This is a genomic window from Pseudomonas sp. GD04015, assembly GCF_029837675.1.
GTDB lineage: Bacteria > Pseudomonadota > Gammaproteobacteria > Pseudomonadales > Pseudomonadaceae > Aquipseudomonas > Aquipseudomonas paralcaligenes.
The window spans coordinates 87,302-103,606 of the sequence record NZ_JAOEEE010000011.1 but is presented as its reverse complement, the minus strand read 5'-3'; the positions used below and the strand labels follow the sequence as shown (position 1 = coordinate 103,606).

At 66.7% G+C, this 16,305-nt stretch carries 12 protein-coding genes; 11 read left to right on the top strand and 1 reads right to left on the bottom strand.

What is annotated here, in order from left to right; translation table 11 throughout:
- Window positions 1-232: 232 nt before the first annotated feature.
- Entirely contained in the window at window positions 233-739 is a 507-nt protein-coding gene (locus N7640_RS12185; RefSeq protein ID WP_279904492.1) for a DUF1993 domain-containing protein, read from the top strand.
- A gap of 35 nt (window positions 740-774) precedes the next feature.
- Here N7640_RS12185 and N7640_RS12180 read toward each other — a convergent pair whose 3' ends face one another.
- On the bottom strand, window positions 775-2,340 hold the full coding sequence (locus tag N7640_RS12180; RefSeq protein WP_220816014.1) for a PAS domain-containing methyl-accepting chemotaxis protein: 1,566 nt from the start codon (window positions 2,338-2,340) through the stop codon (window positions 775-777).
- 669 nt (window positions 2,341-3,009) lie between these two features.
- On the opposite strand from N7640_RS12180, the gene N7640_RS12175 reads away from it, so the two are divergent.
- The 10 genes from N7640_RS12175 to N7640_RS12130 all read left to right on the top strand — a co-directional run bounded on the left by N7640_RS12175 (window position 3,010) and on the right by N7640_RS12130 (window position 16,297).
- Window positions 3,010-4,320 (top strand): UDP-glucose/GDP-mannose dehydrogenase family protein, encoded by a 1,311-nt coding sequence (locus N7640_RS12175; protein ID WP_220816013.1) that lies wholly within the window; start codon window positions 3,010-3,012, stop codon window positions 4,318-4,320.
- Between the two features lie 90 nt (window positions 4,321-4,410).
- Window positions 4,411-5,892, top strand: a complete 1,482-nt coding sequence (locus N7640_RS12170; protein WP_220816012.1) for a glycosyltransferase family 2 protein — start codon at window positions 4,411-4,413, stop codon at window positions 5,890-5,892.
- 64 nt (window positions 5,893-5,956) lie between these two features.
- A complete protein-coding gene (locus N7640_RS12165; protein WP_279904490.1) occupies window positions 5,957-7,180 on the top strand; it encodes a PilZ domain-containing protein in 1,224 nt (407 codons plus the stop codon).
- Window positions 7,177-8,529 (top strand): alginate biosynthesis protein AlgK, encoded by a 1,353-nt coding sequence (locus N7640_RS12160; protein ID WP_279904489.1) that lies wholly within the window; start codon window positions 7,177-7,179, stop codon window positions 8,527-8,529. Before N7640_RS12165 ends, N7640_RS12160 begins: the two co-directional genes overlap by 4 nt.
- 18 nt (window positions 8,530-8,547) lie before the next feature.
- On the top strand, window positions 8,548-9,966 hold the full coding sequence (locus N7640_RS12155) for an alginate export family protein (protein WP_220816010.1): 1,419 nt from the start codon (window positions 8,548-8,550) through the stop codon (window positions 9,964-9,966).
- Window positions 9,967-9,976: 10 nt separating this feature from the next.
- The gene (gene algG / locus N7640_RS12150) at window positions 9,977-11,512 is read left to right on the top strand and encodes a mannuronan 5-epimerase AlgG (RefSeq protein WP_279904487.1); all 1,536 of its coding nucleotides are present in this window, start codon (window positions 9,977-9,979) and stop codon (window positions 11,510-11,512) included.
- Window positions 11,509-12,921 carry an alginate O-acetyltransferase gene (locus tag N7640_RS12145; protein ID WP_279904486.1) on the top strand — a complete coding sequence of 471 codons (1,413 nt, stop codon included), beginning with the start codon at window positions 11,509-11,511 and terminating at the stop codon, window positions 12,919-12,921. Before algG ends, N7640_RS12145 begins: the two co-directional genes overlap by 4 nt.
- A gap of 39 nt (window positions 12,922-12,960) precedes the next feature.
- Window positions 12,961-14,454, top strand: coding sequence for an MBOAT family protein (locus tag N7640_RS12140; RefSeq protein WP_279904485.1), 1,494 nt, complete (start codon window positions 12,961-12,963; stop codon window positions 14,452-14,454).
- Window positions 14,455-14,466: 12 nt separating this feature from the next.
- The gene (locus tag N7640_RS12135; RefSeq protein WP_279904484.1) at window positions 14,467-15,624 is read left to right on the top strand and encodes an alginate O-acetyltransferase; all 1,158 of its coding nucleotides are present in this window, start codon (window positions 14,467-14,469) and stop codon (window positions 15,622-15,624) included.
- A 22-nt stretch (window positions 15,625-15,646) separates the two neighbouring features.
- The gene (locus N7640_RS12130; protein WP_220816005.1) at window positions 15,647-16,297 is read left to right on the top strand and encodes an alginate O-acetyltransferase AlgF; all 651 of its coding nucleotides are present in this window, start codon (window positions 15,647-15,649) and stop codon (window positions 16,295-16,297) included.
- The last annotated feature ends 8 nt before the right edge of the window (window positions 16,298-16,305 follow it).

Sequence of the window (16,305 nt, the reverse complement as noted above, 5' to 3'; positions counted from 1 at the left end):
CTCCGTCGTGGTGGCGGCTAACCTAGGTTCTGTACGAAAAGTGCCTGTGCTCGGTGATGCTGCGTTAAAAACAGGCCGGGACGCGGCGTCTCAGAATGCTCATTTACAGCACGTAAACTCCGCTTCTTCGCCTGTTTTTGTGGGGGCGCCTAGCCCTTGCCTGACCTTCGCTCGACGACTTTTCGTACAGAACCTAGCAGAGTTTCGTCCTTCTTCCGCCAAGGAGTTCTCCATGTCGCTGTCCCTCTACCAGGCCTCCGTGCCCCAGTTCGTCCGCATGTTCGGCAACCTGTCGGCCATTCTCGACAAGGCCGCGGCCCATGCCGAAGCCAGGAAGATCGACCCCGCCGTGCTGCTCGACGCGCGCCTGGCGCCGGACATGCACCCGCTGACCCGCCAGGTGCAGATCGCCAGCGACGCCGCCAAGGGCTGCGCGGCGCGCCTGGCCGGGGTCGAGGTGCCCAGCTTCGCGGACACGGAGAGCAGCTTCGACGAACTGCAGGCGCGCATCGGCCGCACGCTGGAGTTCATTGGCAGCCTGACGCCCGAGCAGATCGACAGCGGGGAAGGGCGCGAGATCGTCCTGAAGGTCCCGGGCAGCGAACTGCGCTTCAGCGGCCCGGACTACCTGCTGCGCTTCGTGCTGCCCAACTTCTATTTCCACGTCACCACCGCCTACGCCATCCTGCGCCACAACGGCCTGGAAATCGGCAAGATGGATTATCTCGGACGGGCGTGAGCGGCCGGCCCGGGCGGGCCGGCGGGTGACGACGATCAGCGGTTGAAGCGCTCCACCAGGGAATACTGGTCCTGGGCGGTGGAGGTGAGTTCCTCGCTGAGCAGCGCAGTGTTCTGCGCTTCGCCCGAGGTCTGGTCGGCCAGCTGGGCGATGGTGGTGATGTTCTGATTGATCTCGTCGGCCACGGCGCTCTGCTGCTCGGCCGCCGCGGCGATCTGGTTGGCCATGTCCGCGATGTTGCCCACCGCCTCGCTAATGCCCTGCAGCGCCTGGTCGGCCTGCAGCACGTGCTCCACGCCTTCGTCGGCCTGCCTGCGGCCGATCTCCATGGTCATCACCGCCTCTTCGGCGGTGCGCTGCAGCTTGGCGATCAGCGCGTGGATCTGCCCGGTGGATTCCGCCGTGCGCTGGGCCAGCGAGCGCACCTCGTCGGCTACCACGGCGAAGCCGCGACCCATCTCGCCGGCCCGCGCCGCCTCGATGGCGGCGTTGAGGGCGAGCAGATTGGTCTGGTCGGCGATGCCCTTGATCACGTCGACCACGCCGCCGATCTCGTTGCTGTCCTGGGCCAGGCGCGACACCGTCTCGCCGGTTTCGCCGACGGAGACCGACAGGCGCTGGATCGCCTCGCGGGTCTCCGAGGCGACATGGCGGCCCTCGCCGGTCAGGCGGTTGGCCTCCTGGGTGGCGATGGCGGTGCGCGCCACGTTGTTGGCCACCTCCAGGGTGGTGGCGGCCATCTCGTTGATCGCGGTCACCACCTGTTCGGTCTCGATCCGCTGGCGCTCCAGTCCGGCCGAGCTGCTGTGGGCCAGGTGGTCGGCGTGCTTGGCCTGGCTGGTCAGGCGCTCCGCGGTGTCCTGCAGGCGGGTCAGGCAGGTCTTCAGGCGCGCTTCCTGGCTGAGCATGGCCATTTCCAGGCGTGCTTCGGCGCCGCGGCTATCGGTGTACATCTGCGCGATCAGCGGGTCCGAGGTGGTCTGGTCGGCCAGGCGCAGCAGGCGCTTGACGCCACGGGTCTGCCAGCCGAGGCCGGCCAGGCCCAGCGGCACGGAGAGCAGGGCGGCCAGCAGGAAGCCCCAGGTCGAACCGATCCAGTGGCCGATCATGAAGCCGATCTGGCTGATCAGGATGAACGGCAGCCATGCCTGCAGCACCGGCAGCCAGCGGTCGGTGGCGGGGATCGCCGCCTTGCCGGCATTGATCCGCTGGTACAGCGCCTCGGCCCGCTGCACCTGCTCGGCGGTGGGCTTGACCCGCACCGATTCGTAGCCCACCACCTGGCCCTTCTCGAGCATGGGCGTGACGTAGGCGTTGACCCAGTAGTGATCGCCGTTCTTGCTGCGATTCTTCACCACGCCCATCCACGGGCGGCCCTTCTTCAGCGTCTGCCACATGTGGTCGAACACCGCCGGCGGCACGTCCGGGTGGCGCACGATGTTGTGCGGCGCCCGCAGCAGCTCTTCGCGGGCGAAGCCGCTGATCTCGACGAAGGCCTGGTTGCAATAGGTGATCTGGCCTTTCAGGTCGGTGGTGGAGATCAGGCGTTGCTGGTCGGGAAAGGTGCGTTCGCGCTGGGTGACGGGCTGGTTGTTTCTCATCCGGAGGGCTTCTTGTTCGAGTGGGCTATGCCTAGCAAATCGGCCGTGGAGCGCGGAAGTTTAGGGGATTACCTGTCCGAGCGGATAAGTATTTTCGGGCTGCCGACTCCTTATTGCCGATTAGTTCCACGGGGTGGTGATGAAACTTATCGTGGTTAGTTATGTCGCCGCTCCGCTTAGTTGCCATGATATGGCACTTTGCCGCTCTTTCTTATAGTCATTGATATTGTCTGTTTTATGGCGTCATAAAATTGTCGATAGAATTTGGAGTGTTATGCTAATTGCACTTTTAATTCTTGATGGCCGTTTGAAATCTAGGTTTGGCTTTCTAAAAATCCGCTGTATTCTGCGCTCCAGAGCCTCCCCTACAGATTGGTGTCAAACTAATGGCATCTTTGTGTCGAAGCGGCGCCTCAATATGAAAACTAGATCACTGTTTTCAGATATTTAACTTTCCTACTGCCCGCCACGGAACTTTGTCGTTTTGAGTGGCATCTGTTTTGCTCGAGGCTGATTGAACTTCCTGTTTCACTTTAGATGGAACGGATAACAGCCGAAGCGGTAAACAGAGACCAGAGGAAGTTGCAGTACCTGTTGTCCGGTCTCGTCGCGAAGTGAGCGTCAGCCATGGGGCTGTCGCATCGATCCACGCAAGGAGGAGATCGTCCAATGCGTATCAGCATCTTTGGGCTGGGCTATGTTGGGGCTGTGTGTGCGGGGTGCCTGTCGGCCAGAGGGCACCAGATCATCGGGGTGGACATCTCGCCGCTGAAGATCGATCTGATCAACGACGGCAGGTCGCCGATCGTGGAGCCCGGGCTGGAAGAGCTGCTGCAGAAGGGGGTCGCCAGCGGCAAGCTGCGCGGCACGCTGGATATGCGCGAAGCGGTGCTGAACACCGACATTTCCTTCCTGGCGCCGCCGACGCCGAGCAAGCGCAACGGCGACCTCGACGTGTCCTACATCGAGGAAGTCTGCCAGCAGATCGGCAAGGTCCTGCCGGAGAAGAACAGCCGCCATACCGTGGTGGTGCGCAGCACCGTGCTGCCGGGCACCCTGCGCAACGTGGTGATCCCCACCCTCGAACGCTATTCCGGGCTGAAGGCCGGCAAGGACTTCGGCGTGGCGGTGAACCCCGAGTTCCTGCGCGAGAGCACCGCGATCAAGGACTACGACTTCCCGGCCATGACCGTGATCGGCGAGCTGGACCAGACCTCCGGCGACCTGCTGGAAGAGATCTACGGCGAGCTGGACGCCCCGATCATCCGCAAGAGCGTCGAAGTCGCCGAGATGATCAAGTACACCTGCAACGTCTGGCACGCGACCAAGATCACCTTCGCCAACGAGATCGGCAACATCGCCAAGGCGGTGGGTGTCGATGGCCGCGAGGTGATGGACGTGATCTGCCAGGACCACAAGCTCAACCTCTCCAAGTACTACATGCGCCCCGGCTTCGCCTTCGGCGGCTCCTGCCTGCCCAAGGACGTGCGCGCCCTGAACTACCGCGCCACCCAGCTGGATGTCGAGTCGCCGCTGATCAGTTCGCTGATGCCGAGCAACGAGGCCCAGGTGCGCAACGCCTACAACCTCATCGCCAGCCAGGACAAGCGCAGCATCGCGCTGCTCGGCCTGAGCTTCAAGGCCGGCACCGACGACCTGCGTGAGAGTCCCCTGGTCGAACTGGCCGAGATGCTGATCGGCAAGGGTTTCGACCTGAAGATCTTCGACCGCAACGTCGAGTACGCCCGCGTCCACGGCGCCAACCGCGAGTACATCGAGTCCAAGATCCCCCACGTCTCCTCGCTGCTGCGCTCGGACCTGGCCCAGGTGGTGGCCGAGGCGGACGTCATCGTGCTGGGCAACGGCGACGAGCTGTTCGAGACCGTGGTTCAGCAACTGCCGCCCGGCAAGAAGCTGATCGACCTTGTCGGCTTCATGCGCCAGTGCAGCGACGAAGTGAAAGAAGGCCTCTGCTGGTAGCGACTGCTGCAGGACAAGGTGCACAGGGCGTTACAACAACAACAACGACGCCCCCGTTGCAGAGCGGTAACTCAAACGGGGTGACATTTCATGGAAAGTGTTCAGGGTAGCTTGCGCAACGCCGCAGGCTGGCTGTTCTATTTGTCTGCGTTGGGTGGCATGGCCTTGCTGCTGCCCCACAGCATCTTCGATCCGGAGTCCGCCGACTTCCTGCTGCTCCTCGGGGTGGTGGGCATCTGGCGCTACTCGATGGGCGCGATCCACTACGTTCGCGGCCTGATCTTCCTCTACATCGTCTACCCGTACTACCGGCGCAAGGCGCGCCGGCTGGGCGAGGCGGGCGATCCCTCCCACGTCTACCTGCTGGTCACCAGCTTCCGCATCGACGCGCTGACCACCGCGGCGGTGTACCGCTCGGTGATCCAGGAGGCGATCGACTGCGGCTACCCGAGCACCGTGGTGTGCTCGATCGTCGAGCTGTCCGACGAGCTGCTGGTCAAGAACCTGTGGAACCGCTTGTCCCCGCCGGAGCGGGTGCGCCTGGACATCGTGCGGATTCCCGGCACCGGCAAGCGCGACGGCCTGGCCCAGGGCTTCCGCGCCATCTCCCGGCACCAGCCGGACGAGCGCGCGGTGGTCGCGGTGGTGGACGGTGACACCGTGCTCACCGCCGGTGTGGTGCGCCAGACCGCGCCGTACTTCAAGCTGTTCGACAACCTCGGCGGGCTCACCACCAACGAGTTCTGCGAGGTGCGCGGCAGCTACGTGATGCAGGAGTGGCACAAGCTGCGCTTCGCCCAGCGCCACATCAACATGTGCTCGATGGCCCTGTCCAAGCGGGTGCTGACCCTGACCGGGCGCATGTCGGTGTTCCGCGCCGAGGTGGTGACCGACCCGGGCTTCATCATGGACGTGGAGAACGACCATCTGGAGCACTGGCGCCTCGGCCGCTTCAAGTTCCTCACCGGCGACGACAAGTCCAGCTGGTACAGCCTGATGCGCCTGGGATACGACACCTTCTACGTGCCGGACGCCTCGATCAACACGGTCGAGCACCCGCCGGAGAAGAGCTTCCTCAAGGCCAGCCGCAAGCTGATGTTCCGCTGGTACGGCAACAACCTGCGGCAGAACTCGCGGGCCCTGGGCCTCGGCATCCGCCGCTTGGGCGCCTTCACCAGCGTGGTCCTGCTGGACCAGCGGGTGTCGATGTGGACCAGCCTGCTCGGCCCCTCGGTGGCGATCATCGCCAGCATCAAGTACGGCTTCGCCTACCTGCTGATCTACCTGCTGTGGATCGGCCTGACCCGGCTGGTGCTGACCCTGCTGTTGCTGGCGTCCGGCCACAGCATCGGGCCGGCCTACCCGCTGATCCTCTATTACAACCAGATCGTCGGCGCACTGGTGAAGGTGTACGTGTTCTTCCGCCTCGACCAGCAGTCCTGGACGCGCCAGAAGACCAAGCTCGACCGCGATCTCGCCAGCTTCCAGCGCTGGTTCAACACCTGGTCGTCGCGGGCCATGACCTTTTCTGCCGGCAGTGTCTTCGTCGCCACCCTGATGTGGATGGTGTGAGCGGCCGCCCGCCAACTCTCCAGAACTCTCGCCCCCAGACTCTCGATTGCATAAAGGAACGAACATGAGCGCAGTGATCAGCCCCAGCATCAACAGCAACGTGGTCCACGAAGCCGAAGCCCAGCGACAGTACGCGCGCCTCAAGCTGCCGGCCAGGATCCGCTACGTCACCCCGCAGGGCCAGGAGATCGAGGCGCCGCTGCTCGATCTGTCGGTCGGCGGTTTCTCCTTCCAGCCGGGCAACAGCCTGCTCAAGGAAGGCCAGTACTGCCACGGCAAGCTGATGTTCGAGGTCGAAGGCATCGGCTTCGCCATGGACGTGGAATTCCAGGTCCGCTCGCTGGAAGGCTCGCGCCGCGCCGGCTGCGAGTTCCACCACCTGCGCCCGCGCGAACAGGCGGCGCTGCGCTACGTGATCAGCTCCTTCCTCAGCGGCGAGCTGATCAACGTCGGCGACCTGATCAGCACCCTGCAGCGCGACAACTTCACCAAGCCGCGCAAGGGCGGCGACGCCGCGCCGGCCGGCCTGTTCGGCCGCATGCGCGCGGTCAGCCTGAGCTTCGGCCTGTTCATGGTCGGCGTGGTCGCCGCCGGCTACGTGCTGTACCAGCTGTACGACATCTACTTCATCACCCACGCCGACTCGGCCCAGGTCGCGGTGCCCGGCCAGCAGGTGTCGATGCCCCGCGAGGGCGCGGTGCAGGCCCTGGTCAAGGTTGGCGACACGGTGGCCAAGGGCGCGCCGGTGGGTACCTTCTCGTCGAACATGATGGACGTGCTCAAGGGCGTGCTGCCGACCGAGGACCTGACCCCGGACAACCTCCAGCGCCTGTTCGGCAAGACCTTCCAGGGCACCCTGACCAGCCCCTGCGACTGCCGCGTGACCGCCCAGCTGATCGGCGACGGGCAGACCGCCGGCAAGGGCTCGGCAGTGTTCCTGATGTCGCCGGTGGACAGCGTGGCCACCGTCGAGGCGCGCTTCCCGTACCGCGCCTTCAACGAGCTGCAGCCCGGCACCGCGGTCAGCTTCATCGTCGCCGGCGAGAAGGAGGAGCGGGCCGGCCACATCACCACCCTGGCCTTGCAGGACGGCGGCCTGGCGTCCGACATCCGGGTCATGATCCAGCCGGACGAGCCGCTCGGCACCGAGCTGGCCAAGCGCCCGGTGGACGTGCGCATCCGCCCGTTCGGCAACGTCTTCGACGATCGCCTGGTGAAAGAGGGCGAGGTGCTGGCCAGCAAGCTGCTGCCCGCCGGCGACTCCCGCAACGTGGCGGCCGGCGAATGAACGCTCGGCTGTCAGCGATCGCGCTGTGCCTGACCGCCGCCGGTTGCGCGCAGCTGCCCGATCTCGAACTGGCCAAGCAGGCCAGGACCGGTGGCGACCTGCAGGTCGCGGAGGAGAACTTCCGGCCGCTGGCCGAACTGGGCTACGCCGACGCTGAGATGGGGCTGGCCGATGTGCTGGTGCAGCAGCCCGACGCGGCCCGCCAGGCCGAGGGCGAGTCCATCTACCGCCGCGTGGCGGCGGAGTCGCCCATCGCCCGGGTCAAGCTCGGCAAGTGGCTGGTGAACAAGCCCAACGCGACCCCGGCCGAGCGGCAGGAGGCGGTCGAACTGCTGCGGGCAGGCATCGCCAGCGGCGACCAGAGCGTGCTGCTGGCGCTGGTGCGCCTGCAGCTGGAAGACCCGCAGAGCGCCGACCTGGCGGCCATCGAGCGACAGCTGAGCGAGTGGCAGGCCCAGGGCATGCCCCAGGCCCGCCTGGGCTGGGTGATGCTGTACCGCGCCCGTGGCGACTACGAGGCGCACCTGGACGAGATTCGTGCGTCCTGTGAGGCCTGGCTGTCTGAGGTGAGCGACTGCTACGCCGAGCTGGCCGCCGTCTACCGCATCCAGGGTGACGAGGAGGCGGTGAAGGGGCTGGCCGAGCGCATGGAGAACGACTTCCGCTCCCAGCGCGTCGCGCCCAACCAGGTGCAGACGGTGGCCCGCGTGTTGGCCGGCGACGGCGCCGGGCAGCCGCGCCCGGAAGAGGCCAGGCAGCTGTACGAGGCCATCGCTCCCGTGTGGCCGGACGCCTGGGCCGGCCTCGCCGACCTGGTGCGGCGCAACCCGCAGCTGGGCGAGACCGAGCAGGTGCTGGAGTACCTGGAAAAAGGCGTCGAGGCGGGCTCCGGCCGCGCCGCGGTGGCCCTCGGGCAGATCTACCTCAACGGCCAGCTGGTGCCGGCCGAGCCGGCGAAGGCCGAGCAGTACCTGCTCACCGCCATCCCCCAGGACCCCAAGGCGCGGCTCATCCTGGCCCGCCTCTACCGCGAGGGCAAGCTCGGCCGGGTCCACGCCGACAAGGCGCTGGAGCAGCTGCTGATCGCCGCGCGCGCGGGCAACCCGCAGGCCGACGTCGCCCTGGCCCAGCTGTTCGGCGACGGCCGCGGCATCCGCATCAACCCGGTGTACGCCTACGGCTTCGCCACCCTGGCCAAGGAGCAGGGCATGCCCCAGGCCGACATGTGGATGGAGCGCATGACGCCCCGCCTGCAGCCCGGCGACATGGCGCGGGTGCGCTCCATGGTGGAGCGGGAGAGGGCGGCGCGGAGCGGCGGCGAGCAGGTCAGCCTGCACACCCAACGATAATCAAGCACGGGACATGCTATGACCTTCAGCAGATCGTTTCTCAGTTTCGTCATCGCGGCCAGCGGGACACTGACCGTCAATGGCGTGCGTGCCGACGAGGCATCCAGCCTCGACTACGGCATCAACTTCAAGCTCACCGCCCAGTCCATCGAAGACCTGGACCTGGGCACCCGCGACGGCGGCGACTTCAACGGCCTCGGCGCCAGCGCGCGGCCCTGGGTGTACGGCTCGCGCGGCAACTGGTCCGGCTACGCCATGGGCGAGGCCTTCGTCGCCACCGACGTGCTGGAGTCCTCCCAGGTCAACAACGACACCCTGGAAGCGACCGACAGCCGCGAGCGCGAGAAGAACTTCCTCGCCCTGCACGAACTCTGGGTCGACTACTCCGGCCTCACTGCCTACCCGGGCGAGTCGCTGCGCTTCGGCCGCCAGCGCATCCGCGCCGACGACGGCCTGTGGTGGGACACCAACATCGAGGCGCTGCGCTGGAACTTCGACACCACCCTGCTCAACGCCCAGGTGGCGGTGGCCGAGCGCTTCAGCGACTACCGCACCGACCTCGACGACCTGGCGCCCCAGGACGAGGACCGCCAGCACTTCCTGGCCGGCCTCTCCACCCAGTGGCGCCCGGGCCACTGGGCCGGTCTCAAGCTGCACCACAGCCGCGACAACGGCAGCCTGGCCCACGCCGGCGAGACGGTCGACGAGCTGAGCAAGCGCTACACCGGCGACGTCACCTGGTTCGGCGCCGAACTCAACGGCGACTTCTTCAATCCGCGCAGCACCGCGCCCGTCAACTACTGGGTGGCCGCCACTCTGATGCGCGGCGACGCCGAGCTGCTGCAGACCAGCAGCGCCAGCGGCGAGCGCCGGGCCGTGGGCAGCCGCGACCAGGACCTGGACGGCTGGGCCGTCGACCTCGGCCTGCGCTGGAACATCGACGAGAACTGGCGCCTCGGCGGCACCCTGTCGCGGGCCAGCGGCGGTGGCGACGCCGACGACTCCGAGCAGTTCATGCAGACCGACCTGCAGAGCAACCGCGCGCGCTTCACCGGCACCCGCTCCTCCGTCCACCGCTTCGGCGAGGCCTACCGCGGCGAGCTGAACAACCTGCAGGCCGCATCGCTGTTCGGCAGCTGGGTGCTGGACCGGAAGTACGACGCCAGCCTGGTCTACCACCGCTTCTGGCGGGTGGACGAGGACCTGGACAGCGCCAGCGGCCTGAACGTCGCCCTGGAGCCCGGCGACAAGGACCTGGGCCAGGAAGTCGACCTGGTGCTGACCCGCTACTTCGACCGCTCCGAACTGGGTGTGGTCGAGGCCGACTCGGCGCTGGTGCGTCTGCGCGGCGGCGTGTTCTTCCCTGGCGACGCCTTCGCCAGCGGCACCGATTCCAGCATGCATCGGGTCATGCTCGATGTGATCTGGCGATATTGAGGAGCGAGCCATGATCCAGCCCACCAGAAGCCTTGTGCTAGGCACCTGCGCCTGGCTGCTCTACGCGGCCGGCGCCCAGGCGGTGAATACCGAGGTATCGCCGGAGGCCTACCAGATTCGCAGCGCGCCGGCCGAGCCGCTGAAGATGGACCCGCCCAAGCTGCCGGACCTGACGCCGTTCACCCCCGAGGCCGTGTACGAGAAGATCGTCACCCAGCCGGCGGGCCAGGTCAGCCTGCGGCGCATGATCGGCATGGACCAGCTGACCGAGTTCACCGGTGGCGACGAACGCCTGCGCGAATGGGTGACCCGCCAGGGCGGCATGCCCCAGGCGCTGGTGGTGGAGGGTGGCTACGTCACCCCCGCCGACCTGGCCAGGGCGCAGCCCAAGTACTTCCAGGAGGTCGAGCCCGGCATCTACGTGCTGCGCCTGCCGCTGGTGGTGATGCCAGGCGCGACCCTGCACGTGGACGAGAAGACCAAGGACCTGCGCCTGTCCAAGGACCGCGGCGCCTTCGTCATCAACGACGGCAAGCTGTTCGTCACCGACAGCCGGATCACCGCCTGGCGCGAGGCCGAGAACCGCCAGGACTGGTTCGAGAAGAAGGGCGAGTTCCGTCCGTTCATCAACGCCTGGGGTGGCACCGAGACCTACATCGTCAACTCGACGATCTCCAGCCTCGGCTACACCAAGAGCAAGTCCTACGGCTTCTCGATCTCCCAGTACAGCCCGTCGATGGCGCCGAAGATGGGCCGGGACCACCCCACCGGCTGGCTGCTCAACTCGATGTGGGATGACATGTGGTACGGCTTCTACTGCTACGAGGCCGACGACGTGGTGATCCGCGGCAACACCTACCGCAACAACCTGGTCTACGGCATCGACCCGCACGACCGCTCGCGCCGGCTGATCATCGCCGAGAACACCGCCTACGGCACCCGCGAGAAGCACGGCATCATCGTCTCGCGGGAGGTGAACGACAGCTGGATCTTCAACAACCGCTCCTACGACAACGAGCTGTCCGGCATCGTCATCGACCGCAGCAGCGTGAACAACGTGCTGGCCTACAACGAGACGTACCGCAACAAGTCGGACGGCGTGACCATCTACGAGAGCGGCGACAACCTGTTGTGGGGCAACAAGGCCTACAACAACGAGCGCCACGGCATCCGGGTACGCAACAGCGTCAACGTCAAGCTGTACGAGAACCTGGTGGTGAGCAACGGCAAGCTCGGCGTCTATGGCCACGTGAAGGACCTCAGCAACACCGACCGCGACCTCCTGCTCGACCCCTTCGAGACCAACATCTCCATGCTCATCGTCGGCGGCAAGCTGGTGGCCAACGCCTCCGGGCCGATGGGGGTGGACTCGCCCCTGAGCCTGGAGCTGTACCGGGTGCAGATGCTGTCCCCGACCAAGAGCGCCGGCATCACCCTGCCGGGCATCCTCGGCCCCTACCAGGACAAGATCCTCGACCTGATGGTGCGGCAGGACAAGCCGGTGCTGATCGACTACCTCGGCACGGACATGGAGGCCAAACGATGAACCGTTTCCCAAGCCCTCGCGGCGCCCTGGCGCTGGGCCTGCTGCTGGCCGCTTCGTCCGCCGCGGCGGCGCAGTTCCCCACCTACGACATCGAGCTGATCGGCGGCCTGTGCCCGGCGGCGTCCAACCCCGCCAGCTACGACACCAAGGAACTCGACTTCCACAGCACCCTGATCGACGGCCAGGACGGCTGGCTGTTCCGCACCAAGAACGACCTGCGCACCGACATCGGCACCACGCCGGAGGGCTACGCCCAGCTCAAGCGCTTCCGCGACGCGCTCAAGGCGCGCGGGGTGGAGCTGCTGATCGTGTTCCAGCCGACCAAGGGCCTGGTCAACCGGCGCAAGCTGACGCCCGAGTGGCAGGGCAGGTTCGACTGGGAGACCGCCCGCGCCAACTACATCAAGACCATCGGCGAATTCCGCCGGATCGGCATCTGGGCCGCCGACTACTCGCCGCTGTTCGACGAGCAGGGCAAGGACACCGACTTCTTCTTCAAGGACGACCACCACTGGACCCCGCGCGGGGCCAAGGACGCGGCCAGGCTGACCGCCGAGGTGCTGAAGCAGATTCCGGCCTACGCCGACATGCCGAAGAAGGAGTTCGTCACCAAGCGCGTCGGCATCCTCGGCAGCCCCGGCAGCTCGGGCGAGGCGGCGGGCAAGATCTGCAACAACACCTACGACACCGAGTACGTCGACCGCTTCGCCACCGAGCCGGCCGACGAGAGCTCCGGCGACAGCCTGTTCGGCGACGAGTCCAGCCCGGAAGTCGTGCTGGTGGGCACCAGTAACAGCGGTGTGGCCTACAACTTCGCCGGCTACCTGGAGCAGTACAGCGGCGTGCAGGTGATGAACATGGCGGTCACCGGCGGCGGCTACGAGAGCGCCATGCTGCAGCTGCTGGCCAGCGAGGATTTCCAGAAGAAGCCACCGAAGGTGGTCGTCTGGGAATTCGCCACCCACTACGACATGTCCCTGCGCGACTTCTACCGCCAGGCCGTGCCCATGGTCGACAACGGCTGCGCCGGCCAGCCGGCGCTGCTCACCGGCAAGGCCAAGCTGGGGCCGGGCAGCACTCAGGTGTTCCTCAACGGCACCAGCGGGCTGAAGGAGCTGCGCAGCGCCGACCACATGATCGACCTGCGCTTCAGCGACCCGGGCATCCACGACACCAAGTCCACCGTCTGGTACTTCAGCGGGCGCAAGGAGCGCTTCGACCTGGAGCAGAGCGACCGCATCGACACCGGCGGCCGCTACCTCTTCGAACTGCGTGACGAGGGCGACTGGCGCGACCTGACCCTGATGGGGCTCGAGGTGGACGCGCCGGAAAACATGCCCGAAGGCCTCACCGTGGAGGCGACCGTGTGCCGTCGCCACGACGGCAGCCAGCGAATGGCGAGCAACTGATGCGCGCCCTGGGTCAACCTCTTTTCTGGAGAAGCTAGGATGGTTTTCTCGTCCAACGTATTCCTGTTCCTGTTCCTGCCGATCTTCCTCACGCTGTACTACCTGTGCGGGAACCGGTATCGCAACCTGCTGCTGCTGGTCGCCAGCTACATCTTCTACGCCTGGTGGCGGGTGGACTTCCTCGCGCTGTTCGCCGGGGTCACCGTGTTCAACTACTGGATCGGCCTGCGCATCGGCGCGGCGGGGGTGCGCACCAAGGCGGCCCAACGCTGGCTGATACTCGGGGTGGTGGTCGACCTGTGCGTGCTGGGCTACTTCAAGTACGCCAACTTCGGGGTCGAGAGCTTCAACATGGTGGTCAGCTCGTTCGGCATGGACCCCTTCGTGCTGACCCACATCCTGTTGCCCATCGGCATCTCGTTCTACGTGTTCGAGTCGATCAGCTACATCATCGACGTGTACCGCGGCGACACCCCGGCGACCCACAACCTGATCGACTTCGCGGCCTTCGTGGCGATCTTCCCGCACCTGATCGCCGGCCCGGTGCTGCGCTTCCGCGACCTGGTGGACCAGTTCAACCACCGCACCCACACCGTGGACAAGTTCGCCGAGGGCTGCACGCGCTTCATGCAGGGCTTCATCATGAAGGTGTTCATCGCCGACAGCGTGGCGCCCATCGCCGACCACTGCTTCGCCCTGTCCGACCCGACCACGGGGGAGGCCTGGCTGGGCGCCGTGGCCTACACCGCGCAGCTGTACTTCGACTTCGCCGGCTACAGCAGCATGGCCATCGGCCTGGGCCTGATGATGGGCTTCCGCTTCATGGAGAACTTCAACCAGCCCTACATCAGCCAGTCGATCACCGAGTTCTGGCGGCGCTGGCACATCAGCCTGTCCACCTGGCTGCGCGACTACCTGTACATCAGCCTGGGCGGCAATCGCGGCAGCACCTTCGCCACCTATCGCAACCTGTTCCTGACCATGCTGCTGGGCGGCCTGTGGCACGGCGCCAACTTCACCTACGTGATCTGGGGCGCCTGGCACGGCATGTGGCTGGCCATCGAGCGGGCCCTGGGCGTGGACGCCGCGCCGCGCACCATCAATCCGCTGAAATGGGCCTTCACCTTCCTGCTGGTGGTGACCGGCTGGGTGATCTTCCGCGCCGAGAACCTGGACGTGGCCTGGCGCATGTACGCCGCCATGTTCGAGTTTTCCGAGTGGCGCCTGTCCGACCTGACCCTGGCCCAGCTGACCAGCCTGCAGATCGGCACCCTGGTGCTGGCCTACGGCGTCATCGTCGTCTTCGGCCTGCGCCAGTTCTACACCAACCCCCTGGCCAGCCGCGCGCCCAAGGCGAAGGCGGGCGAGGAGGGCACCGTCGCCCCGCTCGGCGGCGCCACCGCGGTGGCCGCCGGCGTCGCCCCGGCCTACGCCGTGGCGCTCGGCCGGCTGCTGGTCCTGCTGCTGTTTGTCGCCTCGGTCCTGAAGCTGTCGGCGCAAAGCTTTTCACCCTTCCTGTACTTCCAGTTCTGAGGAGGAGCCGACATGCGCACCATCCACATCCTCTACAGCGCCACCTTCGCCCTGGTCCTCGTGGCCCTGTCGGTGGCGTCGATGCCCAACCTGTTCCGCTTCTCGGCGGCCGGCGAGACCACCTTCCTCAACGGCAAGCTGACCCATGCCATCGAGAAGCACTACGACAAGGGTTTCCCGGTCAAGGAGTTCGGCACCAACGTCTGGGCGGCGGTGGAATACGGCCTGTTCGGCGAGGGCCGCCCCGGCGTGGTGATCGGCCGCGACGGCTGGCTGTTCACCAGCGAGGAGTTCAAGCCGGCGACCAAGCCCGACCAGGTCGAGGACAACTGGAAGCTGATCACCCGCGTGCGCGACGAGCTACGCAGCCGGGGCATCCAGCTGCAGGTCGTGCTGCTGCCGGCCAAGGCCCGGCTCTACCCGGAGTTCGTCGCCGAGCAGCGCCCGGTGGCCGAGCAGCAGGCGCTGTACGACCAGGCCCGCGAGCGCCTCGGCCAGCTCGGCCTGCAGGGCGCGGACCTGTACGCCGCGCTGGAAGGCGGCAAGCAGCAGGGCCTGGTGTTCCTGCGCACCGACACCCACTGGACGCCGCTGGGCGCCGAGCTGGCCGCCCGCGCCGTGGCAGACGACCTGCAGCGGCGCCACCTGCTGCCCCACGGCGAGCTGAGCTACGCGACCCGCCAGGTCGGCAGCGAGACCCACAAGGGCGACCTGCTCAGCTACCTGCCGCTGGACCCGTACTTCGCCGCCATGCAGCCGGCCAAGGAGCCGCTGGAGAAGCGCGTGACCGAGCAGAACGGCGACGGCGCGGGCGGCGACCTGTTCGGCGACAGCGCGCCCCAGGTGGCCCTCGTCGGCACCAGCTACAGCGCCAACCCGAAGTGGAACTTCCTCGGCGCGCTGCGCCAGTCGCTGGGCACCGACCTCTACAACTACGCCGAGGACGGCCACGGCCCGCTGGTGCCGATGCTGCGCCTGCTGGCCAAGGGCGAGGAAGAGACCCAGGGCCTCAAGCTGGTGCTGTGGGAGGTGCCCGAGCGCTACCTGACCCTGCCCAGCGACCTCAGCGAATTCGATCCCCAATGGCTGGCCCAACTGGGTTCCGGCCATGAACCGGCCCAGCAGCAGCTGGCCGCCAAAGGCCCCGCCAAATCCGTGGCGGCGCCCTGAAGACGAGCACTCACCAAAGGAGATGACCATGCAAACCACCCTTCGCAAGCTGGCCCTGGGACTGGGCTGCCTGAGCCTCGCAGCCACCTTCAACGTCGCCCACGCCGACGAGGGCGGCCTCTACGGCCCGACCGCGCCGGCCGGCTCGGCCTTCGTCCGTGCCTACAACGCCGGCTCCTCGGAGCTGGACCTGAGCCTCGGCTCGGTCAACATCAAGGACGTGCAGCCCCGCGGCAGCAGCGACTTTTCCTTCCTCCCGGCCGGCAGCTACAGCGCCAGCGCCGCGGGCAAGTCACTGCCGGTCAACCTCAAGGCCGACCAGTACTACACCCTGGTGCGCCTGCCCAGCGGCGAGCTGAACCTGGTGGAAGACCCCGCCTTCAAGAACCGCCAGAAGGCCCTGGTGCGCATCCAGAACCTGTCCGACACCCCGGTCAGCCTGAAGACCGCCGACGGCAAGACCGAGGTGATCCCGGCCGTGGCCGGCAAGGCCCGCGGCGACCGCGAGATCAACCCGGTCAAGGTGCGCCTGGCGCTGTTCGCCGGCGACCAGAAGGTCAGCGACCTGAACCAGCTGGTGCTGGAGCGCGGCGAGGTGGCCGCCCTCTACGTCACCGGCAGCGGCTCCAACCTGAGCCCGGTCTGGGTGCAGCGTCCGGCGGGCGCCGAGTGATGCGGCGA